Here is a 24,221-nt window from a genome sequence, read left to right on the forward strand (position 1 = left end):
GAACACAGAAGTTAAGCTTCTTAGCGCCAAGAGTAGTTGGGGGTCGCCCCCTGCGAGGGTAGGACGTTGCCATGCTATTAAAAATAAAACAATAAAATTTTACGACCGTTGCTGAATATAAAAAAAGGTGTTGTCACAAAGTGACAACACCTTTTTTTATAGTTTTATTTCTCATTACAAAGGAAACACGGTTCCTAAAATCACTAAATCCGTAGGCATTACGTTTAATAATTTTCAATTTATTGTTAGTCCCTTCCTTCAAGTAGGCTATTAGAATAAGGATAGTTAATAGCGTTTTTCACATAGTCTTCATGTTAAATTAAAATGAGTAAACAATTTTTTTAAAAAATTGAATTCAAGTTTTATTAAATGCATGCATAAGTGCATTGTAAATGTGAAATTGATCGTAAACAACTATGGCGTTCGGGAATAACAAAGTTCTCGTAAACTTGGGATACGTATAGTTTATATAAGTAACGATTACTTTAACGTTTTCGCGTGCTTCTAAAATGAACCGGATAAAATACTTAGTCACTTGATAGATTGTTCTAGCAAAAATAGCAGATACTATAGAGCATTTTTTGTTACACTATTACTTAATAATGGATATAAAATTTTTCACATATTAGAAAGACGTTAAATGATAAAACAAGTAGTAAATGATGAGATATAAGTAAAAATTTGATTTGACTATTGATATATATACATTGTATAATGTGTAATGCATTAAAATACATATACTAGATTTATATCGGAGGAAGTCCATGAAAAATAAAGATACGGCCTTTTTTGGTCATCCTAGAGGATTATCAACACTATTTTTTACAGAAATGTGGGAGCGATTCAGTTATTACGGAATGCGAGCAATTCTTTTATACTATATGATTTCAGAAGTGGATGGGCTTGGTTATAATCAAGCTACAGCCATGTCAATTATGTCCATTTATGGATCATTAATTTATTTATCAGGTGTCATTGGAGGTTTCGTTAGTGATCGCCTTTGGGGTAGTAGAAAAACAGTGTTTATTGGTGGAATACTAATAATGCTAGGACATATTGTTCTTGCAACACCCTTTAAATCAGTTGCTTTATTCATATCTATCGCGTTAATCGTATTGGGAACAGGGTTGTTAAAACCTAATGTTTCTGAAATGGTTGGTGGATTATACAATAGTAAGGATCCAAGACGTGATTCTGGTTTCAGTATCTTTGTATCTGGGATTAATATTGGTGCTTTGATTGCACCGTTGCTAGTTGGATGGGTTGGTCAAGAATATAATTACCACGTTGGATTCTCATTAGCAGCTATTGGGATGTTTTTCGGCTTAGTTCAATATTACTTTGACGGAAGAAAATATTTAACAAAAGATAGTTTATATCCTAATGACCCTATTCAACCTAACGAATTATCAACTATTCTTAAAAAATCTTCAATCGGTGTTATAGCTTTAGCTTTAATTTTAGTTATCATGTTCCTATTTAAATCATTAAATATTACGAATGTCATTCTTTTAATCACAATTCTTGCAGTTATCATCCCTGTCTATTACTTTACAATGATGTTAACAAGTAAGAAAACAACAAAAATTGAACGATCAAGACTTACAGCGTATATTCCGTTATTTATTGCCAGTATCTTATTCTGGTCAATTGAAGAACAAGGTTCAGTTGTTTTAGCAATGTTTGCGTCAACTAGAACGCAGTTAAGTGCTTTTGGGTTCACTTTCCCAGCTAGTTTCTTTCAAAGTATGAATCCGTTATTCATATTAATCTATGTTCCAATATTTGCTTGGTTATGGGTTAAATTAGGATCGAAACAACCTAGTTCTCCAGCTAAATTTTCAATTGGTCTAGTATTTGCTGGAGCATCTTTCCTTTGGATGATGCTCCCTGGTGTTCTTTTTGGAACAGATACTAAAGTTGGCCCATTATGGTTAGTTGCAAGTTGGATGATGGTTATGCTTGGTGAAGTTTTGGTTTCTCCAGTTGGCTTATCAATTACTACTAAACTTGCACCAAAAAGTTTTCAATCTCAAATGATGAGTGTTTGGTTCTTGAGTGATGCTGTTGCTCAAGCATTGAATTCACAAATTGTTCGGTTATACACACCCGCTACTGAATCAATGTACTTTGCTGTAGTTGGTGGAATTACTGTTGCCTTTGGTATTATGTTGAGTTTCTTTATTCCAAGAATTCATAAATTAATGGAAGGCGTTAATTAAATAGATTTTTAATGAAAGATATGTTAATTTTAATTAACATATCTTTTTTTGGAGGGAAACATGACAATTATTGCAACTAGTAGTGATAATCACTTTGATATTAATAAAGTTGATGTGGATATAATTATTGATGAACAAGTAAATTATCTATTAGCGAAAAATATTGAGTATTATCTTATTACAGGAGATTTATTTAATGATTTTAATAAAACGATTGATTATATTATTAGACTGAAAAGAAAGTTAAATAATAAAATTGTTGTCTTATTTATTGCAGGTAACCATGACATGGTTAAAAATATAACATTTGATGAGCTAGAAAGTGTAGTGAATGATTCTTATCTCCATAATCAATATTTGGATATCTCCGGCACTGAATGGCGTATTATAGGTAATAATGGATGGTACGATTACAGTTACTCAAAACAGCTAAAACGGTCTGATAAAGAAATGCTACATTGGAAAACAAACTATTGGATCGATCGTAAAATTGTTCAACCAATGCCAGATGTCGAGAGATTTAAATTAAGTTTAAGACAAACTGAAAAATTATTGAGTGATGCGAAACAATTAAATAAAAAAATAATATTTATGACTCATTTTGTACCTAATGAATTGTATATTAAAATTAATAATGATAATCGTTTCTGGAACGTTGCAAACGGCATGTTAGGTAGTCAAAAGATGGGAGATCTGTTAGAATACTATAAAGTAGAAAAAGTTTTATTTGGGCACCTCCATATCAAACATGATCCTATTCAAATTAATGAAACGACGTATTATACGAAGCCAGTGGGATATGGGCGGAAAAAATATAACGAATGGACGAAAAATACGTTCTTCGATGAGTGGAAATTTACGTTACAAATAATTAATTTAAAATAATTGAAAAAAAAGCTTGATTTTTAATCCATTTATTTGTATGATAGTTAAGTCGGATAAAGCTGATATGGAAGAGTAGCGAAGAGGCTAAACGCGGCGGACTGTAAATCCGCTCCTTCGGGTTCGGTGGTTCGAATCCACTCTCTTCCACCATTATTTTATAATATTGGGTTATAGCCAAGCGGTAAGGCAACAGGTTTTGATCCTGTCATGCGATGGTTCGAATCCATCTAACCCAACTAGCTAAAAGCAGATACTTAGGTATCTGCTTTTTTGTTTTATTTGTTATTTTATTTTTTTTTGCGGTATGATGGAGATAGTAATTAAATATAATAATTGAAATGAGGAAACTATGAAAATTGGATTTATTGGAGCTGGTAATATGGCTCGAGCAATTATTGAAGGTTTAGTAGAAGCAGAATTTATCGCGCCAAAAGAAATTTTGGTACACAGTGCAAGAGAGTCCAGCTATGTACCTTATGCTGAAGCTAATGGCTTTACAGCGTTAGGTAGCAATGCTCAGGTGGTTAGTGAGGCTGACGTTGTTTTTCTTGCTGTTAAACCAATTGTCTTAGGTATGGTTTTAGCAGAAATTAAAGAGTCAGTGAAGGAATACAAACCTATGCTAATTTCTATTGTATCAGGTGTTTCAATCTCTGAAATTGAATTAGAATTAGATAATCATTCAGTTGGTATTTTAAGAACAATGCCAAATGTTAACGCAACGGTTTCCGAAAGTATGACTGCGTTAGTCGGTAATGATATTTTGACAGATAAACAAATGAAACAAGGTACTGATTTATTTGATACTATTGGTGAAACGATGGAGATTGCTGAACGCGATTTTAGCACGTTTGTTGCTCTTGCTGGTAGCTCACCAGCATTTATTTACTTATTTATTGATACGCTTGCACGTGCAGGCGTTAAATATGGCTTACCAAAAGATAAAGCAACTAAGATTGCTGCTCAAGCTGTACTAGGCAGTGCAAAAAAGGTCTTAGCTACTGATGAAGTGCCATGGAAATTAATTGATGAGGTTTCATCTCCGGGTGGCACAACTATTGCTGGATTGCTTGCAATGGAAGAGGCTGGATTTATGAATTCTATTATTAAAGCAGTTGATGCAACTGTGGCTAAAGACAAAAACTAAATTTGATATGACCTTGTTTTTTTGGTCTATACCGATTATACTAAGTTTATAAATTGAAGGGATGGCGGATAAGATGAGTATTGTTTTAAAACATGCAGTTATCTACACGGGTTCAGAAAAAATTGAAGATGCATATATTCGATTTGATAAACAAATTAGTGCAATGGGGCCAATGAGCGAATACAAAGCTTTAGCCTCTGATGAGGTTAGAGATGTAGAAGGGAAAATTATTGTTCCTGGATTTATTGACGTTCACAGCCATGGTGGATATAGTTTTGATGCTATGGATGGTGATTCTAAACAAATTAATGAAATGGTTACCGATATGATTCACGAAGGTGTTACGACTTATTTCGCAACGACAATGACCCAATCACATGAAAATATTGCTAATGCTATGGTTGGTATCAAAAAAGCCGCTGAAGTGAACCCTGTTATTCAAGGAATTCATCTTGAAGGACCATTTATTTCTCCTGTTTTTAAAGGCGCACAGCCTGAAAAATATATTGAGGCACCTGATACAAAGTTATTTGATAAATGGAATGAATTATCAGGACATATGATCAAATTAGTGACTTATGCACCGGAACATAAAACGTCACCTGAATTTGAAGAGTATTGTATCAAGAATGGTATCGTACCTTCAGTGGGCCATAGTAACGCTACTCGCGAAGAAATGAAACATTCTCGAGCAAGTCATGTCACTCATTTATACAATGCACAACGCGAATTTAAGCATCGTGAACCAGGTGTAACTGGACATGCATTTTTAGAGGATAATATTTATACAGAAATTATTGCTGATGGTTTTCATATTGTGCCAGATATGATTAAACTAGCCTATGATTTAAAAGGACCTAAACGTATTGAATTAATTACTGACTCGATGCGTGCTAAAGGAATGCCTGAAGGCTTAAGCGAACTTGGCGGGCAAAAAGTTATTGTTAAAGACAAACAAGCAAGATTAGAATCTGGTAATTTAGCAGGCTCTGTTTTACAATATCAAGATGCATTTAAAAATATTATGAAATTTACTGGTTGTGGTATCGAAGAAGCTGTATTGATGAGTTCTGTCAATCAAGCTAGGGAATTCAATTTAACATCAAAAGGTGCTATTGAAATCGGAAAAGATGCTGATATGAACTTATTTGATGCTAACATGCAACTAGAAAGCACATATAGCTTTGGACGTAAATTTTAATAAAAGGTTAGGAAGGTAATTGTTAATGGGATCTCCCATATATATTCAAATTCATAATGAAATGAAAAAAACAATTGAATCTGGTGAATGGGAAGTTGGCAATCGTATTCCGGCTGAACGTGAACTTGCTGTTGTATTTGGTGTCAGCAGAATGACGCTTAGACAGGCAATTCAAACCTTGGTAGATGAAGGTATTCTAGAACGTCATGTTGGTGATGGAACCTACGTTGCTCGTAAGAAGGTTCAAGAAAAGATGTCAGGTGTGACTAGTTTTACTGACCTAATGGCTGAACAGGGAAAAGTGGCTTCAAGTAAGACGATCACTTATCATGTTACAACGCCTTCATTAAGTGAAATTGAAAAGTTACAATTGATCGATGGCGAACTAGTCTTACGAATGGAACGAATTCGTTATGCTGATGGTTTACCGATTTGTTTTGAAGTTGCTACGGTTCCTAATAAATTAGTTGAGGGTTATAGTAAAACTGAAATTACGAGCTCTTTATATCGAACATTGGAAGAAAAAGCCAATTTAACATTGGGAGGGGCACAACAGACAGTGTCTGCTATGTCAGCTGCTGAAAGCATAGCGGATTATCTATCAATCAAGCGTGGTGAAGCGATTTTGAGGCTTCGTCAAGTTAGCTTTTTGAAAAATGGTGAACCTTTTGAATATGTTCGGACACAATATGTAGGGAATCGCTTTGAATTTTATCTAGAAAAATAAAGTTTAAGAAATTATTAATTGCTCTCTTTCAACCATATCAATGGATGAGATAGAGTAATTTTTTTTTTGAGAAATCTGTTCGATTGACATCAATTTGAGATAACGCTATATTATTTAAGAGCAAAAAATAAATTATCTGAAGGGGTTTTAAGATATGTATTTATTAGTTAATATTTTCGGTGTTGCCATTTTTATTTTAGTTGCATTTGCGTTTTCCAAGAAAAAGAGAGAAGTCAATTGGAAATCAATCGCAATTATGGTCGTTATTAATTTATTTTTAGCTTGGTTCTTAACAAAATTCTCATTAGGACGTGATCTTGTAGAAGGCGCGGCTAATGGGTTTAATTGGCTAATGCAGGCCGCATATCAAGGTATTCAATTTATGGTACCCGCTATGCCTAAAGTAACTGATATGGGATTTTTCATGAGTGTTCTATTACCAGTTATTATGATTGTGCCATTGTTTGATATTTTAACGTACATTGGCGTTCTTCCATTTATTATTAAGTGGATTGGCCGTGGGTTATCAAAAATTACAGGCCAACCAAAATTTGAATCATTTTTCTCAGTAGAAATGATGTTTTTGGGAAATACTGAAGCATTAGCTGTTTCAAGCCTTCAGTTGAAACTAATGAAATCAGAACGGAACTTAACTTTGGCAATGATGTCAATGAGCTGTGTGACGGCTTCAATCATTGGTGCTTATACAACAATGATGCCAGGTCAATATATCTTAACAGCTGTTCCAATTAATATTATTAATGCTATTATTATAACAAGTATTTTAAATCCAGTTGAAGTAACAGAAGAAGAAGATACTATTGCTGAAATGACAGGTAGTAACTCAAATGATTTAGAAACTTCTGAATCAGATAATAAAAGAGAACCCTTTTTCGCTTTCTTGGGTGATTCAATTTTGGGTGCTGGTAAGTTAGTCTTGATTATTGCAGCAAATGTTATTGCTTTCGTTGCTTTAGCAGCCTTGATTGATAATATTCTTGGATTAGTTAATCCAAATTTATCACTTGAAAATATTTTAGGTATTATTATGTTCCCATTTGCTTGGTTAATGGGATTCAATCCTTCAGATGCTTTCGAATTAGCACGTTACATGGGTACAAAATTAGTAACAAATGAATTTGTTGTTATGGGACAAGTATCAAGTACGATTAACTCATTTGCACCTCATTACAAAGCTGTTTTAACTGTTTTTGTTACATCGTTTGCAAACTTTTCAACAATTGGAATGATTATTGGTTGTTTCAAAGGAATTGTGGATAAAGAAAAAAATGATGTTATCGCAAGAAACGTTGGTTACATGCTATTATCTGGTATTCTAGTTTCATTATTATCAGCGGGTATGGTTGGCGTTTTCGTTTGGTAATATAACAATATGTAAAAAAGAACTAAGAAATTTTTAATTTCTTAGTTCTTTTTTTTATGTCCTCTAAATTTTTCTTTGTATATTAGTAATAAGTAACGTGGAATAGCTAGCATTCGAATAAAACGAGTCGGTTCTTGGAATAAACGATAAAGCCACTCAATATGATGATTTTGCCAAAATTGTGGCGCACGATTCACAGTACCCGCTAGAACGTCGAAACTACCACCAACACCCATCCAGATACTATCAGACACTTGGCGATTACGCTGAATAAATTCCTCCTGATTTGGAAAACCTGTTGCAACAAAAACAAAATCAGGCTGAGATATTTTAATGTTACTTACAATATCCTGATCATTTTTGAAATAACCATTATGAAATCCGACTAAATTAATGTTTGGATAATCAGACTTAATCGTTTTGGCAACTTTTTGGATGACCGTTTCGGCTGCACCAACTAGGTATATTGATTTTTGATGACTATTAGCCCATTTAAGCAGGCTCATTAAAGTATCATAGCCAGTGATTCGTTCGGGCATTGGAGTCCCTAAAATTGCTGCGCCTTTGATAATACCAATACCATCTGGTGTAACGTAGTCAGCTTGGTTAAGAATCTTTTTATAATCTGGGTGTTGTCGTGCAAATAGAACAATTTCTGGGTTGGCTGTCACGATAAATCGATTTAGATGAGCTATCGAATCAGTCGCTATCTGAGTTAAAAAAGCGTCATTAGTTGTATTAATAAATTCGATATCTAATATTTTTGTTTTTTTAAATTTATTTGGCATAATATGTCCTCACTTTTTAAACTTTGTCTCATTATAACAGAAGATAAATTTAAAATAAGTATTGAATATGACGGATTACGGAAAAAATGGTAAAATGTAGATTATAATTTGTGTGCTGGAAAAAATTCTAGTAGTGCATTCATTTTAAAGGAGAAACATCATGGTAAAAAATTACCCAGATGATAGCTATACGTTACATACGGACGTTTATCAGATTAATATGATCCAAACTTACTGGGAAAAAAATATTCATAATCAAAATGCTGTATTTGAAGTTTTCTTCAGAAATTTACCATTTTCTAATGGCTATGCGATTTTTGCAGGCTTAGAACGAGCTATTAATTATATTCAAAATTTAAAATTTTCAGAGACAGACATTGCGTATTTAAGAGAAGTGGCAGGATATCCAGATGATTTTCTTGCCTATTTAAAAGATTTTCATTTTCGTGGCACAATCAGGTCAGCTGTTGAAGGGGAAGTTGTTTTTAACGGCGAACCCATTGTCCAAATAGAAGGTCCTTTAGCAGACTGTCAATTAGTAGAAACGGCATTACTTAACATCATTAATTATCAAACATTGATTGCAACAAAATCAGCTCGTATCAAAGCTGTAGCCGGAGATGATGGTGTGTTAGAATTTGGTACAAGACGAGCACAAGAATTTGATGCAGCTATTTGGGGAACACGTGCAGCTTATATTGGTGGATTTGATGCAACTAGTAATGTCCGAGCAGGTAAAATATTTGGTATTCCTATCAGTGGAACGCATGCGCATTCATTAGTTCAAGCATACAGAGATGACTATGATGCTTTTATGGCTTACGGAACAACGCATCGTGATTGTGTCTTTTTAGTTGATACATACGATACGTTAAAAAGTGGTGTGCCAAGTGCAATTAAAGTTGCTAAAGAGTTAGGTGATAAGATTAATTTTGCCGGCGTACGAATTGATAGTGGGGATATGGCTTACATTTCGAAACGCGTTCGTGAACAATTAGATGAAGCTGGATTTACAGAAGCTAAAATTTATGCCTCAAATGACTTAGATGAAAAAACAATTACTAATTTAAAAATGCAAGGAGCTAAAATTGACGTCTGGGGCGTTGGAACTAAACTAATAACTGCCTATGATCAACCCGCCTTAGGTGCAGTTTATAAATTAGTAGCCATTGAAGGTGGCGATGGTAAAATGGTTGATACAATTAAACTCAGTAATAATGCAGAAAAAGTATCAACACCAGGTAAGAAACAAGTATGGCGTATTACTAATAAAGTTGATGGTAAAACTGAAGGAGATTACATTGCACTATCGGATGAGGAACCTCAGAAACAAGACTCACTTTATATGTTCCATCAGCAGTATACCTATATTAATAAGTTGGTAACTAACTATAATGCACGACCAATTTTACAAGATATATTTGTTGAAGGTGAACTGGTTTATAATCAGCCAGAATTGGATGCTATTAGAGAGTATTCAAGAATTCAGTTAGATGGGTTATGGGAAGAATATAAACGTGAATTAAATCCACAAGATTACCCTGTCGATTTATCACAAAAAGCTTATGATAATAAGATGGCTATCATCCAAAAAATTAGAAATAATATGAATAATATTAAATAAGGGGTGTTAATCTTGACTGACTTACAAAAGAAAATTATTGAAACTTTGAAAGTGAAATCAAGTGTAAATATTGCAGAAGAAATTCGTATGAGTATTGATTTTATGAAAGCTTATTTATTGAAACATCCATTTTTAAAATCTTTAGTTTTAGGAATTTCTGGTGGACAAGATTCAACACTTGCTGGGTATTTAGCACAACAGGCTATTCGTGAGTTACGTGAAGAAACCGGTGATAGCAATTATCAATTTATTGCAGTTCGACTACCATACGGCAATCAATCCGATGAATCTGATGCATTAGATGCTATAAAATTTATGCAGGCAGATCAAGTGGTTCGTGTAGACATTAAAGGTGCTACCGATGAAATGGTAATAAGCTTAATGGCAAACAATCTTGAAATTTCTGATTTTAATAAAGGTAATATCAAAGCTCGTCAGCGCATGATTGCTCAATATGGGATTGCCGGGGCAAAGTCAGGTGCGGTTGTGGGAACTGACCATGCTGCAGAAGCAATTACTGGATTTTATACTAAATATGGTGACGGAGGTGCTGATATTACACCACTTTGGCGTTTGAATAAGCGCCAAGGTAGAGAGATGTTAGCTTCGTTAAATGCGCCGGAACATCTGTATTTAAAAGTACCAACAGCCGATTTGGAAGAAGACCGTCCAGCGCTACCTGATGAAGTTGCCTTAGGAGTTACTTACGATAATATTGATGATTATCTTGAAGGAAAGGTAGTTTCAAAAGAAATTAGTGATAAAATTGAAAATTGGTATTTAAAGACAGAACACAAACGACATCTGCCAATTACTGTTTATGATTCTTTTTGGAAGTAAATAGTTGCGTAAGCTGTTTCATTTCAGTTATAATTAAAGAAATCATAGGGGAGTAACTGGCGGTTATCCGCGGCAATGTCACCAACAAGAAAGTTCTTTTTCTGGTATTGCCTTAAATAGTGAGACTTATGTATGTTTAAAGTTCTGCAACATACATAGGTCTTTTTTTGTATTTTGTGAAACTATTATAAGGAGGATTACTATGACAAAAAGGATTTACGCACAATCAGTTGACGAAGTTTTAGCAGGCCAAAAGACAGATTTGGCAGGGTTAACAACCCAAGAGGTTAAAGAAAGAACAGACAAGTATGGATTGAATCAGTTGTCAGAAGGTAAACGTAAAACAATATTACAAAAATTCTTTGATCAGTTTAAAGATTTCATGATAATCGTTTTAATTGTGGCTGCGTTAATTGCGGCATCATCAGGTGAAGTTGTGGACGCAATTATCATCATGTTAGTTGTTGTTTTAAACGCTGTATTCGGTGTTTTTCAAGAATCTAAGGCTGAAGAGGCAATTAATGCGTTAAAAGAAATGTCGACACCTAACGCAAATGTAAAACGAAATGGGCAAATTGAAACTGTAAAAAGTGAAAATTTAGTACCTGGAGATATTGTTTTACTTGAAGCAGGGGATGTTATTCCAGCAGATTTACGTTTAACACAGATTGCTTCTCTTAAAATTGAAGAATCTGCTTTAACTGGTGAATCAGTACCTGTTGATAAAAGTTTAAATTTATTAAATGATGAAGATGCTGGTATTGGCGATCGCCATAATATGGCGTTTATGAATAGTAATGTAACTTATGGGCGTGGTGAAGGAATCGTTGTTGGAACAGGGATGAACACTGAAGTTGGACGTATTGCAGGAATGCTCAATTCTGCCGATGAAATGAAAACACCACTACAAGATAATCTTAACCAATTAGGTAAAACATTAACTATTTTAATATTAATTATTGCTGTTATTGTTTTCTTCGTTGGTCTACAAAATGGAGATAATAGTGTCATTGATATGTTGTTAATTGCGATTTCATTAGCTGTAGCTGCAATTCCAGAAGGATTACCAGCTATTGTTACAATTATTTTAGCACTTGGAACACAAAAGATGGCAAAAAGAAATGCGATTGTTAGAAAATTACCAGCAGTTGAAACACTTGGTAGTACTGACATTATTGCATCAGATAAGACGGGTACATTAACGTTAAATCAAATGACTGTTGAAAAAATATTTATAAATAATGAGTTATTAGATGCCGATAAGGTGGAAACAAATTTAGAAAGTCCACTATACCAGGTGATGTCTTTCAGTAATGACACAAAACAAACATCTGAGGGCAATTTAATTGGTGACCCAACAGAGACGGCTCTAATTCAATATCATTTAGATCATGGATTAGATGTGGATGCATTATTAAGCAGTGAACCTCGAGTTGCTGAAGTTCCATTTGATTCAGAACGTAAATTGATGTCAACAATTCAAAAAAATGAGGATAAATCTTTTTTTGTTGCTGTTAAGGGTGCTCCCGATCAACTATTAAAACGGGTAACACGTTATATTGAAAATGGCGAAATTAAACCGATAACTGATGCACAGCTAGATTATATTATGACTAATAATCATGATATGGCAACGCAAGCATTACGCGTGTTAGCATTCGCGTATCGTGAAATGCCTGCAATTCCAGCGGTATTAGATTCAGAAACTGTGGAAAATGATTTGATTTTTGCTGGATTAGTTGGAATGATTGATCCAGAGCGACCAGAAGCTGCTGCTGCAGTTAGCGAAGCTAAGAAAGCCGGGATCCGTCCTTTGATGATTACAGGCGATCATCGCGATACTGCCGAAGCTATTGCAGTTCGATTAGGAATTGTTGAAGCTGGACAACATGAAGCAATTATTTCTGGTTCTGAATTAGATGATTTATCAGACTCAGAATTTGAAAATAAGGTTGAACAATATTCTGTATATGCAAGGGTATCGCCTGAACATAAAGTGCGAATTGTTAAAGCATGGCAGAAAAAGAATCAAGTGGTTGCTATGACTGGTGATGGTGTGAACGATGCGCCAGCTTTGAAATCGGCTGATATTGGAATTGGGATGGGTATTACAGGAACTGAAGTATCTAAAGGTGCTTCAGATATGGTTCTCGCTGATGATAATTTTGCGACAATTGTTTTTGCTGTTAAGGAAGGACGAAAAGTCTTTTCTAATATTCAAAAATCAATTCAATATTTACTTTCTGCAAACTTAGGTGAAGTATTAACCTTGTTTGTTATGACAATGATGGGTTGGAGTATTTTGGCACCAGTCCATATTTTGTGGATTAACTTGGTAACAGATACATTTCCCGCAATTGCACTTGGTGTAGAACCTGCTGAAAAAGGATTGATGGATCAAAAACCACGTGGACGTAAATCAAACTTCTTCTCTGGTGGTGTGATGCCAAGTATTATTTATCAAGGTATCTTAGAAGGGGCTATAACATTATTTGTTTATTGGTTGGCTTTAACGTATCCTGTTCATATGGGTGATAAATTAATTCATGCAGATGCTTTAACAATGGCTTTTGCAACATTAGGATTAATTCAGTTATTCCATGCATTCAATGTTAAATCAATCCATGGGTCAATCTTCAACCGTAATATCTTTAAAAATGTGACGTTTAATTGGTCAATTTTGGCATCATTTGCGTTGCTCGCAGCAACTATTTTAATCCCCGGATTAAATAAAATGTTCCATGTTAGCCATTTAGATATGTATCAATGGGGTATTGTTTTAGCGGGATCATTCTCAATTATTGTGATTGTTGAAATTGTGAAGCTTGGCCAACGATTATTCAGAAAAAATAAATAAAAGGAAGTTTATATCTTGAAAAAAAGAGTTAATGTAAATTATTATATCAATGCGTTAAATGATGTTGCGCAAGCAACTGAAGAAATGGGTAATTCTTTAAATGATCATTACGAAGTAATGGAAAAAGCCATTACTGCAGGTGACTTTTCTATTGTTTCAGATGATGAATTCACAACTACTAAAGAAAAATTTGTTGAAGGTACAGCAAGTTACCAAGAAAATTTAAGCAAATTAGATGATTTACAAGTACCCATTCCTGTTTTGGGAAAACATAAAAAATTAATTAGTGGTTATCGTACTTTTGTTGAAGGTTGCGATGAGATGACAAGTAGTATTAATGTTGAGAAACATCTTGTCGAGGTTGATGCATTTAAAGCTTCAGAAGAAAAACAAGATAAAGGAATGACGCAAACAACTGATATGATGCAACGTATCATGCAACAAATTTTAGGTTAAATTTAATTAAAGAGATTGATATTAGGAATGGTTGTACTGACGCCTATTATTAGTCTCTTTTTTATGAACAAAAAATATTCGAATTGAGGTCGTTATCATGGAAAAAAACATTATGCCGTTAGTATTAAAAGAGCTAAATCAGTATCGAGAAAAACAAATTAACGCAGTTTTAGGGATGCTTGATGAAGGAAATACTGTTCCATTTATTGCACGATATCGAAAAGAAAGAACAGATAGTTTAGACGAAGTTCAAATTCGTGAAATTGAGACAACTTATAAACATGTTGAGAGTTTAGAAAAACGTAAAGCAGAAGTTATCCACATAATTGAAGAACAAGGTAATTTAACAGAAGCTTTAAAAAATAAAATTAGTTTAGCAAAAAAATTGCAACAGATTGAAGATTATTATTTACCTTTTAAACAAAAACGTCGTACTAAGGCCACTATTGCCAAAGAGGCTGGATTAGAACCATTTGCCAAATGGTTGTTGACATTCCCCCAAACAGCAGCTGAAATTAATCAGAAAGCAAGCACATTTATTAATGTTGATGCTGAAATTTTAACTGAAGAAGACGTTTTTGCTGGGGTACATGAAATTTTAGCTGAAGCATTTGGTGAAAGTGCCGAATATCGTGAGTGGATTCGTAAAGTAACTCAAAAAGATAGTTTGTTTGAAGCAAAAGTTAAAGCTGAAGAAAAAGACGAAAAAGGTATTTATCGTGATTACTATGAGTTTAGTGAATCTTTAAAATCAGTCGTTCCGCATCGTGTACTGGCAATTAATCGTGGTGAAAAAGAGGGAATCTTAAAAGCTTCCGTTGTTGTACCAGAACAAGCAATTATGACATTTATGCATTTTAGAATTATTGGGAAAAATAGTGGTGACGCTGTACCAATCATTGAAAATGCGTATCAAGATAGTTATAAACGCTTTATTAAACCATCAATTGAGCGTGAAATTCGTAAAGGTATGACAGAGGTTGCTGAAGAACAAGCTATTAATGTGTTTGGGGATAACTTATACCATTTACTTATGCAAGCACCATTAAAAGGGAAAGTTGTTTTAGGTTTTGATCCAGCCTATCGAACAGGCTGTAAGTTAGCCATCGTGGATGGTACAGGTAAATTCTTAGACAAATTGGTAATTTATCCACATAAACCTGCAAATGGTGAAAAACGTGCCGCAGCTGCTGGACAATTTAAACAGTTCCTTGAAAAATACCAAGTTGAAATGATTGCAATTGGAAATGGAACAGCAAGTCGAGAATCTGAACAATTTGTTTCAGATATTTTAAAAGAAATCGAACGGCCAATTTTTTATGTCATTGTAAATGAGGCTGGGGCATCGGTTTATTCAGCTAGTCAAGCAGCTCGTGATGAATTCCCAGAACTTCACGTTGAAGAACGCTCTGCTATTAGTATCGGCCGTAGATTGCAAGATCCTTTGGCTGAATTAATTAAGATTGATCCTAAATCTGTTGGAGTCGGTCAGTATCAACATGATGTTGCTGAAAAAAAATTGGATGCACAGTTAGATGTCGTGATTGAAGATGCTGTGAATAAAGTTGGGGTTAATTTAAATACAGCTAGTTCAGAGCTATTAACAAAAATTTCTGGATTAAATTTAACAATTGCTAAAAATGTTGTTACTTATCGTGACGAAAATGGTAAATTTACGAAGCGTCAACAACTTAAGAAAGTACCACGCTTAGGACCAAAAGCTTATGAACAAGCAATTGGATTTTTACGTATTGTTTCTGGGGATAACATTTTAGATAATACTGATATTCATCCTGAAAGTTATCCACTAACAAAGATTTTGTTGAAAGAATTGGGGATAAAAATAACTAATTTGGGTAAAACTGAGACAAATGACCAATTAGCACAGACAAATGCTGAAAATTTGGCACAAGTTGTGGGTAGTGGTGTGGAAACAGTAGCAGATATTCTAGCTAGTTTACAAAAACCAGGCCGTGATTTACGTGACGATATGCCGGCACCGTTACTACGACACGATGTGTTAACAATTGAGGACTTAGAACCCGGCATGTCATTACAAGGAACCGTTCGGAACGTAATTGATTTTGGTGCGTTTGTAGATATTGGTGTTAAACAAGATGGACTTGTCCACATTTCACAATTAACAGATAAGTTCGTTAAGAAACCAAGTGAAGTGGTTGCGGTTGGGGACATAGTTACAGTGTGGGTAATGGAAGTTGATTTGAAACGTAATCGCGTTCAGTTAACAATGAAACGACCAACGGATAAATAAGATGACTGATTTTGAATTAACAGCTTTAGTTCAAAACTTATCCACAACTTTTTTTAAGCAGCCATTTATCCACAAAGCAACATTTAATAAAAGACTACGAACGACGGGTGGACGGTATCGATTAAATGACCATAATATTGAAATTAATCCTAAAATGCTGACGGAACATGGTGAGGATATTTTAATAGGTGTTATCAAGCATGAATTATGTCATTATCATCTGCATATTGCTAAAAAGGGTTATCAACATCGTGATCATGATTTCAAACAGCTACTGACAATTGTAGGTGGTAGCCGGTTTGCCCCTCTTGGTCCAAAACAGGCTAAAAAGAAAAGAGTTATTCACTATCAATGCTCTAATTGTGGACAACAGTATCAACGACAAAGAAAAATTAACCTGTCACGCTACGTTTGCTCGAAGTGTCGAAGTAAGTTAATTTTAATGGAATACTAATTTATTTTAAATGGGACTTGTAACAAGGAACAATTTTTGCTACAATTATGATTGTTCTTGCGAGTATGGCGGAATTGGCAGACGCGTCAGACTAAGGATCTGGTGGGATAATATCCCGTGATGGTTCGAATCCATTTACTCGCATAATAGTTTTACTTAAAAGCACTCGACCTTGTTACTATGGGGTTTAGTGCTTTTTTTAATGAAAGATTGCCATACTGGCGTATTATGAAATTAAAGAATTATTAAGCGTTAATTATTTTGGTGTCTTAATTTTGCGATTATTGATAAAATAGAATGAATTAAACTTAACGACTGGGAGAATGGGTAAATTGAATAATTATGTCAAAATAAAAAATATGGCACATTTTGTGCCGGAACGAATTGTGACAAATAATGAATTAGCTAAATTTATGCCAACCTCGGATGAATGGATAGTGGCGCATACTGGGATTAAAACACGACACTATGCAATTGATGAAAATACATCAGATTTGAGTACAAAAGTAGCAAATGAACTTTTACTTAAATCTGGGTATGAAGCCACAGATATTGATTTAATTATTATTTCCACAATTTCGCCAGACGCCTTAACACCATCGACAGCTGCGATTGTTCAAGGAAATATTGGCGCAATGAACGCCTTTGCTTTCGATATTAGCGCTGCTTGTGCGGGATTTATATTTGCTATGAGTACCGCAGAAAAGTTTTTACGTACAGGGCAATACAAACGGGCAATTGTGATTAGTGCAGAAGTTAACTCAAAAATGATGGATTTTAAGGATCGAACAAGCGCTGTATTTTTTGGAGACGGTGCAGGTGGTGCTCTTCTTGAAGCCTCAAATAATTCAGCGGATGAAAGCTTTATTGCTGAAAAAATAGAAACAAATGGGCAAAAAAAGGATGTTATTCATAGTGGACGTATTGAACCATTAAGTGATGTTAATGAAGATAATTATCCAACAATAGATGCATTTTTCCAAGAGGGACGAGATGTGTTTGAATTTGCTACAACAGTTGTGCCTAATCAGATGAAACAATTACTTAAAGATAATAAGTTAAAAACAAGTGATATTGATTTGGTTGTTTGCCATCAAGCAAATTTAAGAATTATTGAAACAATTGCTGATGAGTTAGGGATGCCAATTGAAAAATTTGCAACAAGTGTTATTCATCACGGAAATACATCTTCAGCCGGGATTCCAATGGCCCTAAATGAAGCAATTCAACAAGGGTTTACGGGTGGTACAGTTTTATTAACTGGATTTGGAGCTGGCTTAGCATATGGAAGTTTACTAATAAAAATTTAAGGTGTGTGCAAATTAATGAAATTTAATGAAATTAATCAATTATTAGATAAAATTGCGACAATGCCATTTTCTCATGTTGAAATTGAAGATGGTGACTTTAAAGTAGTTGTAGATCAAGAAAAAACAGCCGAAAAAATAAAAGTAGCAACAAATATACAAGAAGATGATAGTGACACCATTTTTATCGTTAAAAGCCCACTTGTTGGGTTAGTTCATTTTGATAAAATGGGAACAATTGGGACTAAAATTATTAAAAAGCAGGTTATTGCTCAAATTGAAAGTATGAAATTATACAATGATATCCAATCGCCAGTGACAGGTATCGTACTTGAACAACTAGTAGATGATGGTGAATTAGTCGAATTTGATCAAGAGTTACTTAAAATTAGAATAGATGGATAGGTGAGTCATTTGTTTCGAAAAATTTTAATAGCGAATCGTGGAGAAGTGGCTGAACGAATTATTCGCGCTTGCCAAAAATTAAATATACAAACGGTCGCTATTTATTCAACAGTGGATGCACAAAGTCGATTTGTTGAACTTGCTGATGAAAAAATTTGCATTGGGCCAGCCTTAGCAAAAGATTCTTATTTAAATCGAGAGAGTATATTGATGGCAGCATTAAGTTTAAATGTTGATGCAATTCATCCAGGATACGGGTTTCTATCAGAAGATGCGCATTTTGCACAAATGTGTATGGAATGTGGTATTACTTTTATTGGTCCGGAAGCGGAATTAATCCAGCAACTAGCAGATAAAGATAAATCTCGTTTGTTAGCAATTGAGAAAGGGGTACCCGTTATTCCTGGATCTGATTTAATTACTTCTAACGAAGAATTGATTGAGCAAGCAAATAAAATTGGATTCCCACTATTAATTAAAGCTTCACATGGCGGAGGCGGCAAGGGTATCAGAGCAGTTGAAAGGAAATCTGATTTGTTATCTGGCGCTGAGATTGTTCAGCAAGAAGCAAAGGCTTCTTTTGCTGAGGGAAGTTTTTATCTTGAAAAAAAATTGATAAACGCGCGGCATATAGAAGTGCAAATTATCGGTGATGGGCACCATGTTCAAGTGTTAGGAAATCGGGATTGTAGCTTGCAAAATCACCGACAAAAAGTGATTGAAGAAAGCCCATCAGTTGTCTTAACTAGTGAGCAACAAAGCCAACTCTACTATTTTACGCGTCAGTTAATCAAAAATTTACATTACGTTGGATTAGGAACTGTAGAATTTTTATTTGCGAATAATCAATTTTATTTTTTAGAAATGAATACACGATTGCAAGTCGAACATGGTGTTACTGAAGAAACTGTTAAAATGGATGTTGTTCAACAACAGTTGTTAGTTGCTGAAGGTAAAGAAGTATTGAATAATGATGTAGAAATGAATGGACATGCAATCGAATGTCGATTATCCTTAATTCCAAGTGTGAAAACTAAAATTACATGTTTTGATTTTCCTAAAGATATTCGAATTGAAACGGGTTATGGTGTCGGTGACACCATCTCTGCTTTCTATGACGGACTATTAGCAAAAATTATTTGTCATGCTGAAACGAGAGAATTAGCTATTTTAAAAATGCAAAAATCACTTGAATCAATTTATATTTCAGGAATTGAAACTAATTTAACGCAATTAAAAATAATTATAAAATCACAAGAATTTATTGAAAATACCATTTCAATTGATAGCAAAATTTAAAGGCGGTGGCGGTAATGAGTCATTATCCAAAGACAAATCAATGGCAAAAGTGCCGAAATTGTGGGACGCATTTACATGAAAGTGAATGGGCACCTTATTTTATTTGTCCTAAATGCCAAACTTATAAACGCTTGACTGCTATGGAGAGAATTGCTATTTTAACAGATGAAAACGGTTTTGAGGTAATAAATGTAGCAAATAAAACAGAAAATAAAGCACAATTTCCAGGTTACTCAGAAAAACTGGAACGTGCTAAGCGTTCAACGACATCTGATGAAGCCGTTATTGTCGGTGAAGGTAGCATTGATCAACAACCATTGATTTTAGCAGTAATGGATAGTTTTTTTATGATGGGATCATTGAATACGACGGCAGGGACTAGAATTAAGTTAGGGATGCAAGTCGCATTAGATAAACGACTGCCATTTGTAATCGTTACTGCTTCTGGTGGTGCAAGAATGCAAGAGGGAATTTATTCGTTATTACAAATGAATTCGATTCTTTACATGAAACAAAAACTAGATAATGCAGGGTTATTAGTCATGTCCCTATTGACGGATCCAACAATGGGTGGTGTCAGTGCTAGCTTTGCACTAAATAACGATATTGTATTAGCTGAAAAACAAGCTAAAATTGGCTTTGCTGGTGAAAGAGTGATTAAACAGACGACAAATGAAAAGCTACCTGCTAATTTTCAAACAGCAGAAGGTTTATATGAAAATGGATTTGTTGATCAGGTTATTGATCGGAAAAACATAAAACAGATTCTTAGTCAGCTACTACTATTACACGTGTGAGGGGATATTAAAAATGGACTCAGATTTTTTAAAAAAAGTTCGATCGAATGATAGATTAAGTGCTAAATTTATTATTTCTAGTCTATTTGATGTGTTTTTCGAAAATCATGGTGATCGAGTTGGCGAAGAGGATGCTTCCATTATTGGTGGGATTGGACTTTTTCATAAGTGCCCAGTGACAGTTATTGGCATTAATCGGGGCGTAAATTTAGAAGAACGTTTAGCCTATAATTTTGGTGCCGTGAAGCCAAGTGGGTATCGAAAAGCAATGCGATTACTAAATGAAGCTGAAAAATTTAAGCGACCTGTTGTAACGCTAATTAATATGCCCGGCGCAGATGCCAGCGTTAAATCAGAACAAACAGGACAGAGCTATATTATTTCTGAAATGATTTTAAAAATGGGTGCATTACAAGTGCCGAATATTGCCATTTTTTTAGGTGAAGGTCAAAGCGGTGGTGCACTGGCTTTAGCAAATGCAAATGCTATTATGATGGTTGAAAATAGCTTATTTTCAGTAGCATCTCCAGAAGCCGTTAGTGCTATTTTGAAGAAAACTAATCCAAATGAGATTGAAACAAGTTTGCCAATGACGGCTACTGAGTTATTTAATATTGGATTGATTGATGTGGTATTGCCAGAAACTAATCAGGCAGCAACAATAAGTCTAATGGACAGTAGTCTAAATGAATTGCTGAAGAACCTAGCGACTAAATCATCTAATGAACTTATTGAACAAAGAGAAATGAAATACCAAAAGTTTTTAGAAAATTGGTAAAAAAGAAACGGACCTCAAATTTTAATTGAGGTCCGTTTCTTTTTTATATCTATTTATTTAGAGAGTTGCTGTTCTAAACTAGTAAAGGCTTGTGTTGATTTGTTTAAACCTAATTGAGAACGAATAGCATTTGAGACGCGTTTCTTTTCAGTCGATGTTGGAACTTCATATGAAAGACCATCAACATCTGTACTTACTCCTTGCAAGAAATCAGAGTGAATTGATTCTGTAGCGGCGCTGTAGTTTGTTTCTACTGTGAGCATATCATTAAAACTAAGATCAGTTACCATGTTTCCGTCAATTGTTTTTAATAATTTTTTGTAGTTTGCGAGTGAATTTACAGATTTAGCTTTTCCGGTAATTGCTGTAATAATCTGTTTTTGACGTTTTTGACGGCCATAATCACCTAGTGGATCTGAATGACGCATTCGCGTATAAGCTAAGGCTTGTTTGCCGTTTAAATGGATTGTCTTACCTTTTTTATAATGAGTTCCTTCAAGTTTAAATGAAAGTAATGGTTTGACATCAACACCACCAACGGTATCAACAATTTTCTTTAATCCATTCATGTTAATTAACATATAATAATCAATTGGGATATCTAATAAATTTTGAACAGTATTAACAGCAGATGTTGAACCATCTTTGCCACCATAGGTATAGGCACTGTTTATTTTTGAAGAGCTTTCATCACTTCCGTCAATTTTAACTTGAGTATCACGAGGAATACTTGTTAAGGTAGTTTTATTTGTTGTTGGATTAACTGTTGCAACGATCATTGTATCCGTGCGTCCTGTATCACTTCGACCAAGTGCGCCAGTATCAGTCCCCATTAATAGAATTGAAAAAGGTTTTTTCTCACTCAAAATACTGGAAACATTTCTTAATTTTTTTGCTTTGGTTTTCTTGTAAGTTTTTGCGACGGTATCTTCAGTATGTGTGAATACTGAATAGGCATATACACCTCCAGAAGCAATACCTAAAATCATAATTATCAATAGTGTCCACAGTATTGGATGCTTATTTTTATTGCTTTGAGAACTGCCTTTTATTGGAGATGGCATTCCCAAGTTATTATTTTTAGCCATATTTATTCATACCTTTCATTACATTAATTAAGCTGATTATACGATAAAAAAAGGGATAAAAAGCAAAAAAAATTTTTTCTTACGGTATTATTAAATAATTGAAAAAATGTAAAAGAATGAAAAGGACAACTTTGATTAATTAAGTAATGTTAAATCAGTGAAAAACGACTAATTGTATTACGCTTTTGTCATTTTAATATAGAACTCGTAAATGCCTATTTAACAACAAATAAGAGGGATAAAAACAATGGAAATGGCCTTTTGTAACATTTGTGTAATCATACTGAAATTAAAAGATGTAAATTAAATTCGAATGTAAACTAACCGTAATGGTATGTACCTAAGAACCGTGCTATTCTATTCTAGTCGAGAAAAACGAATACGCTAAAATTAAATAATAATTATGAAATCAACTAGGAGAGTGCCTTTTGAAAATTAATAGTAAAATTGCTAAAGTAATGATGATGACAGCTACACTTATTGGAATGAGCGCAGTTGCAGAACAAGCTAACGCTTCAGATAGTGTAACTGAACTAACAAGCACGATTGCTAAATTAAATAGCAAGAGCACTAAAGTTGCTGCAAAATTAGCAACAATTAATAGTGAAATTACTTCAACTCAAGCTGAAGTTAAGGATGCTAAAGATACAGCTGCAAAACTTGAATCAGATCAATACAAATTAGGTAAGAAGATCAGCAGATTAAATGTTGAAATTTCACAAAGAGATTCACAATTAGCTGATCAAACACGTGCTTTACAAGTTGATGGAAGTACAGCAAGCATGGTTGAATTTGTTTCAGATTCAAAAAGTGTTGTTGATGCCTTCAAACGTGTGGGAACAGTTACAACATTAGTTGGTGCTGGTCAAAAAGCTGCTAAACAACAAAAAGCTGATAAAGCAGAAGTTAAATCTTCTAAAGTTGAATTAGATGAAAAGGCTGCAGATCAACAAAAAACAGTTAAAGAATATACAAACAAACAAGCTGAACTAGCGGTTAAACAAGCAAACGCAAATACATTAAAAGCACAAATTGATACAAAAAAATCAGATACACAATCATCTATCGATAAAGCAAAAGCAGCAGAAAAAGCTGCTGAAAAAGCAGCAGCAGAAACTAAAGCAGCAAATGAAAAGAACGATGCAGCAGCAGCAGATGCAGCTGCATCAAAAGCAACTGAAGCTGCAAGTACAGATACTTCAAGTAATAAAGCAGTAAAAAGCTCAAATACTTCAGCTTCAAGTGAAAAAGCTGTCACAACTTCAACTACAAATAGTTCAAGTAAAAAAGCAGCAACAAGTGCTGTGAGTGCTTCAAGTCTTGATACAAGTAGTATTACTGCTCTAGCAAGATCATTAACAACAAAGAGCATCCCATATGTATGGGGCGGAAAATCATTGAGCGGTTTTGATTGTTCAGGATTTACTAGTTATGTTTATGCTCATGCTGCTGGAAAATCTATTGGTGGCTACACTGTTGCTCAAGAAGGACAAGTTAGCTATGAATCAGTTTCTCAAGCACAACCTGGAGACTTACTTTTCTGGGGATCAAAAGGATCATCATACCATGTTGCTATCTACTTAGGTGGAAGTCAATTTGCTGAAGCTCCAACTGAAGGACAAAATGTTAAAATTAGCACAATGAGTGCTTACTGGAAACCAGATTTTGCTGGTCGAGTAAAATAAATAAT

22 protein-coding genes and 3 tRNA genes are annotated in these 24,221 nt (G+C 34.3%); 21 read left to right on the plus strand and 4 right to left on the minus strand.

Annotation, left to right across the window (positions count from 1 at the left end):
* Nucleotides 1–133 precede the first annotated feature (133 nt).
* Together AC1RO3_RS06500 and AC1RO3_RS06505 are read right to left on the minus strand one after the other, a co-directional pair.
* Nucleotides 134–262, minus strand: coding sequence for a transposase (locus AC1RO3_RS06500; protein WP_481761864.1), 129 nt, complete (start codon nucleotides 260–262; stop codon nucleotides 134–136).
* A 93-nt stretch (nucleotides 263–355) separates the two neighbouring features.
* Nucleotides 356–571, minus strand: coding sequence for a transposase (locus AC1RO3_RS06505; RefSeq protein WP_481761913.1), 216 nt, complete (start codon nucleotides 569–571; stop codon nucleotides 356–358).
* A 193-nt stretch (nucleotides 572–764) separates the two neighbouring features.
* Between AC1RO3_RS06505 and AC1RO3_RS06510 the strand changes: the two genes are divergently transcribed.
* From AC1RO3_RS06510 to AC1RO3_RS06545, 8 genes are all read left to right on the plus strand, one after another.
* Nucleotides 765–2,222, plus strand: a complete 1,458-nt coding sequence (locus AC1RO3_RS06510; RefSeq protein WP_481761865.1) for a peptide MFS transporter — start codon at nucleotides 765–767, stop codon at nucleotides 2,220–2,222.
* Between the two features lie 60 nt (nucleotides 2,223–2,282).
* Nucleotides 2,283–3,107, plus strand: coding sequence for a metallophosphoesterase (locus AC1RO3_RS06515; protein ID WP_481761866.1), 825 nt, complete (start codon nucleotides 2,283–2,285; stop codon nucleotides 3,105–3,107).
* A gap of 66 nt (nucleotides 3,108–3,173) precedes the next feature.
* Nucleotides 3,174–3,257 (plus strand) — tRNA-Tyr (locus tag AC1RO3_RS06520).
* 14 nt (nucleotides 3,258–3,271) lie between these two features.
* Nucleotides 3,272–3,343: transfer RNA gene (locus AC1RO3_RS06525), tRNA-Gln, on the plus strand.
* A gap of 113 nt (nucleotides 3,344–3,456) precedes the next feature.
* On the plus strand, nucleotides 3,457–4,254 hold the full coding sequence (proC, locus tag AC1RO3_RS06530) for a pyrroline-5-carboxylate reductase (protein ID WP_481761867.1): 798 nt from the start codon (nucleotides 3,457–3,459) through the stop codon (nucleotides 4,252–4,254).
* Between the two features lie 73 nt (nucleotides 4,255–4,327).
* Entirely contained in the window at nucleotides 4,328–5,455 is a 1,128-nt protein-coding gene (gene nagA, locus AC1RO3_RS06535; RefSeq protein WP_481761914.1) for an N-acetylglucosamine-6-phosphate deacetylase, read from the plus strand.
* A 25-nt stretch (nucleotides 5,456–5,480) separates the two neighbouring features.
* The gene (locus AC1RO3_RS06540) at nucleotides 5,481–6,182 is read left to right on the plus strand and encodes a GntR family transcriptional regulator (protein WP_481761868.1); all 702 of its coding nucleotides are present in this window, start codon (nucleotides 5,481–5,483) and stop codon (nucleotides 6,180–6,182) included.
* Nucleotides 6,183–6,336: 154 nt separating this feature from the next.
* Nucleotides 6,337–7,566 carry a NupC/NupG family nucleoside CNT transporter gene (locus tag AC1RO3_RS06545; RefSeq protein WP_481761869.1) on the plus strand — a complete coding sequence of 410 codons (1,230 nt, stop codon included), beginning with the start codon at nucleotides 6,337–6,339 and terminating at the stop codon, nucleotides 7,564–7,566.
* A gap of 41 nt (nucleotides 7,567–7,607) precedes the next feature.
* Here AC1RO3_RS06545 and AC1RO3_RS06550 read toward each other — a convergent pair whose 3' ends face one another.
* Nucleotides 7,608–8,354 carry a WecB/TagA/CpsF family glycosyltransferase gene (locus AC1RO3_RS06550; RefSeq protein WP_481761870.1) on the minus strand — a complete coding sequence of 249 codons (747 nt, stop codon included), beginning with the start codon at nucleotides 8,352–8,354 and terminating at the stop codon, nucleotides 7,608–7,610.
* A gap of 160 nt (nucleotides 8,355–8,514) precedes the next feature.
* Here AC1RO3_RS06550 and AC1RO3_RS06555 point away from each other — a divergent pair, with 160 nt between their 5' ends.
* The 12 genes from AC1RO3_RS06555 (at nucleotide 8,515) to accA (ending at nucleotide 21,443) form a co-directional block, all read left to right on the plus strand.
* Complete coding sequence (locus AC1RO3_RS06555) at nucleotides 8,515–9,978, plus strand: nicotinate phosphoribosyltransferase (RefSeq protein WP_481761871.1); 1,464 nt, start codon at nucleotides 8,515–8,517, stop codon at nucleotides 9,976–9,978.
* Between the two features lie 12 nt (nucleotides 9,979–9,990).
* On the plus strand, nucleotides 9,991–10,818 hold the full coding sequence (gene nadE / locus AC1RO3_RS06560; protein ID WP_481761872.1) for an ammonia-dependent NAD(+) synthetase: 828 nt from the start codon (nucleotides 9,991–9,993) through the stop codon (nucleotides 10,816–10,818).
* 202 nt (nucleotides 10,819–11,020) lie between these two features.
* Nucleotides 11,021–13,675 carry a cation-translocating P-type ATPase gene (locus tag AC1RO3_RS06565; protein ID WP_481761873.1) on the plus strand — a complete coding sequence of 885 codons (2,655 nt, stop codon included), beginning with the start codon at nucleotides 11,021–11,023 and terminating at the stop codon, nucleotides 13,673–13,675.
* A gap of 15 nt (nucleotides 13,676–13,690) precedes the next feature.
* Entirely contained in the window at nucleotides 13,691–14,131 is a 441-nt protein-coding gene (locus AC1RO3_RS06570; RefSeq protein WP_481761874.1) for a hypothetical protein, read from the plus strand.
* Nucleotides 14,132–14,228: 97 nt separating this feature from the next.
* On the plus strand, nucleotides 14,229–16,403 hold the full coding sequence (locus AC1RO3_RS06575) for a Tex family protein (protein ID WP_481761875.1): 2,175 nt from the start codon (nucleotides 14,229–14,231) through the stop codon (nucleotides 16,401–16,403).
* 1 nt (nucleotide 16,404) lies between these two features.
* On the plus strand, nucleotides 16,405–16,857 hold the full coding sequence (locus AC1RO3_RS06580; protein ID WP_481761876.1) for a SprT family protein: 453 nt from the start codon (nucleotides 16,405–16,407) through the stop codon (nucleotides 16,855–16,857).
* Nucleotides 16,858–16,916: 59 nt separating this feature from the next.
* A tRNA-Leu gene (locus tag AC1RO3_RS06585) sits at nucleotides 16,917–17,001 on the plus strand.
* Between the two features lie 179 nt (nucleotides 17,002–17,180).
* Nucleotides 17,181–18,167, plus strand: coding sequence for a beta-ketoacyl-ACP synthase III (locus AC1RO3_RS06590; protein ID WP_481761877.1), 987 nt, complete (start codon nucleotides 17,181–17,183; stop codon nucleotides 18,165–18,167).
* A gap of 15 nt (nucleotides 18,168–18,182) precedes the next feature.
* Nucleotides 18,183–18,569 (plus strand): acetyl-CoA carboxylase biotin carboxyl carrier protein, encoded by a 387-nt coding sequence (locus AC1RO3_RS06595; protein ID WP_481761878.1) that lies wholly within the window; start codon nucleotides 18,183–18,185, stop codon nucleotides 18,567–18,569.
* A gap of 9 nt (nucleotides 18,570–18,578) precedes the next feature.
* Nucleotides 18,579–19,868, plus strand: coding sequence for an acetyl-CoA carboxylase biotin carboxylase subunit (locus AC1RO3_RS06600; RefSeq protein WP_481761879.1), 1,290 nt, complete (start codon nucleotides 18,579–18,581; stop codon nucleotides 19,866–19,868).
* Between the two features lie 14 nt (nucleotides 19,869–19,882).
* On the plus strand, nucleotides 19,883–20,665 hold the full coding sequence (locus AC1RO3_RS06605) for an acetyl-CoA carboxylase carboxyltransferase subunit beta (protein WP_481761880.1): 783 nt from the start codon (nucleotides 19,883–19,885) through the stop codon (nucleotides 20,663–20,665).
* 13 nt (nucleotides 20,666–20,678) lie between these two features.
* Entirely contained in the window at nucleotides 20,679–21,443 is a 765-nt protein-coding gene (gene accA, locus AC1RO3_RS06610; RefSeq protein WP_481761881.1) for a carboxyltransferase subunit alpha, read from the plus strand.
* A gap of 53 nt (nucleotides 21,444–21,496) precedes the next feature.
* On the opposite strand, the gene AC1RO3_RS06615 is transcribed toward accA, so the two are convergent.
* Nucleotides 21,497–22,531, minus strand: coding sequence for an LCP family glycopolymer transferase (locus tag AC1RO3_RS06615; RefSeq protein WP_481761882.1), 1,035 nt, complete (start codon nucleotides 22,529–22,531; stop codon nucleotides 21,497–21,499).
* A 428-nt stretch (nucleotides 22,532–22,959) separates the two neighbouring features.
* On the opposite strand from AC1RO3_RS06615, the gene AC1RO3_RS06620 reads away from it, so the two are divergent.
* A complete protein-coding gene (locus AC1RO3_RS06620) occupies nucleotides 22,960–24,216 on the plus strand; it encodes a C40 family peptidase (RefSeq protein WP_481761883.1) in 1,257 nt (418 codons plus the stop codon).
* Nucleotides 24,217–24,221: the final 5 nt, after the last annotated feature.

Source organism: Dellaglioa sp. CoH-57-MRSF-19 (genome assembly GCF_056781975.1).

Excerpts from the sequence above, each read along its gene's own strand:
- AC1RO3_RS06580 (WP_481761876.1), top strand. The coding sequence starts at position 16,405 with ATGACTGATTTTGAATTAACAGCTTTAGTTCAAAACTTATCCACAACT.
- AC1RO3_RS06590 (WP_481761877.1), top strand. The coding sequence starts at position 17,181 with ATGGGTAAATTGAATAATTATGTCAAAATAAAAAATATGGCACATTTT.
- AC1RO3_RS06565 (WP_481761873.1), top strand. The coding sequence starts at position 11,021 with ATGACAAAAAGGATTTACGCACAATCAGTTGACGAAGTTTTAGCAGGC.
- accA (WP_481761881.1), top strand. The coding sequence starts at position 20,679 with ATGGACTCAGATTTTTTAAAAAAAGTTCGATCGAATGATAGATTAAGT.
- AC1RO3_RS06615 (WP_481761882.1), bottom strand. The coding sequence starts at position 22,531 with ATGGCTAAAAATAATAACTTGGGAATGCCATCTCCAATAAAAGGCAGT.
- AC1RO3_RS06515 (WP_481761866.1), top strand. The coding sequence starts at position 2,283 with ATGACAATTATTGCAACTAGTAGTGATAATCACTTTGATATTAATAAA.
- AC1RO3_RS06575 (WP_481761875.1), top strand. The coding sequence starts at position 14,229 with ATGGAAAAAAACATTATGCCGTTAGTATTAAAAGAGCTAAATCAGTAT.
- nagA (WP_481761914.1), top strand. The coding sequence starts at position 4,328 with ATGAGTATTGTTTTAAAACATGCAGTTATCTACACGGGTTCAGAAAAA.
- AC1RO3_RS06545 (WP_481761869.1), top strand. The coding sequence starts at position 6,337 with ATGTATTTATTAGTTAATATTTTCGGTGTTGCCATTTTTATTTTAGTT.
- AC1RO3_RS06510 (WP_481761865.1), top strand. The coding sequence starts at position 765 with ATGAAAAATAAAGATACGGCCTTTTTTGGTCATCCTAGAGGATTATCA.
- AC1RO3_RS06555 (WP_481761871.1), top strand. The coding sequence starts at position 8,515 with ATGGTAAAAAATTACCCAGATGATAGCTATACGTTACATACGGACGTT.
- proC (WP_481761867.1), top strand. The coding sequence starts at position 3,457 with ATGAAAATTGGATTTATTGGAGCTGGTAATATGGCTCGAGCAATTATT.
- AC1RO3_RS06595 (WP_481761878.1), top strand. The coding sequence starts at position 18,183 with ATGAAATTTAATGAAATTAATCAATTATTAGATAAAATTGCGACAATG.
- AC1RO3_RS06605 (WP_481761880.1), top strand. The coding sequence starts at position 19,883 with ATGAGTCATTATCCAAAGACAAATCAATGGCAAAAGTGCCGAAATTGT.
- AC1RO3_RS06550 (WP_481761870.1), bottom strand. The coding sequence starts at position 8,354 with ATGCCAAATAAATTTAAAAAAACAAAAATATTAGATATCGAATTTATT.
- AC1RO3_RS06540 (WP_481761868.1), top strand. The coding sequence starts at position 5,481 with ATGGGATCTCCCATATATATTCAAATTCATAATGAAATGAAAAAAACA.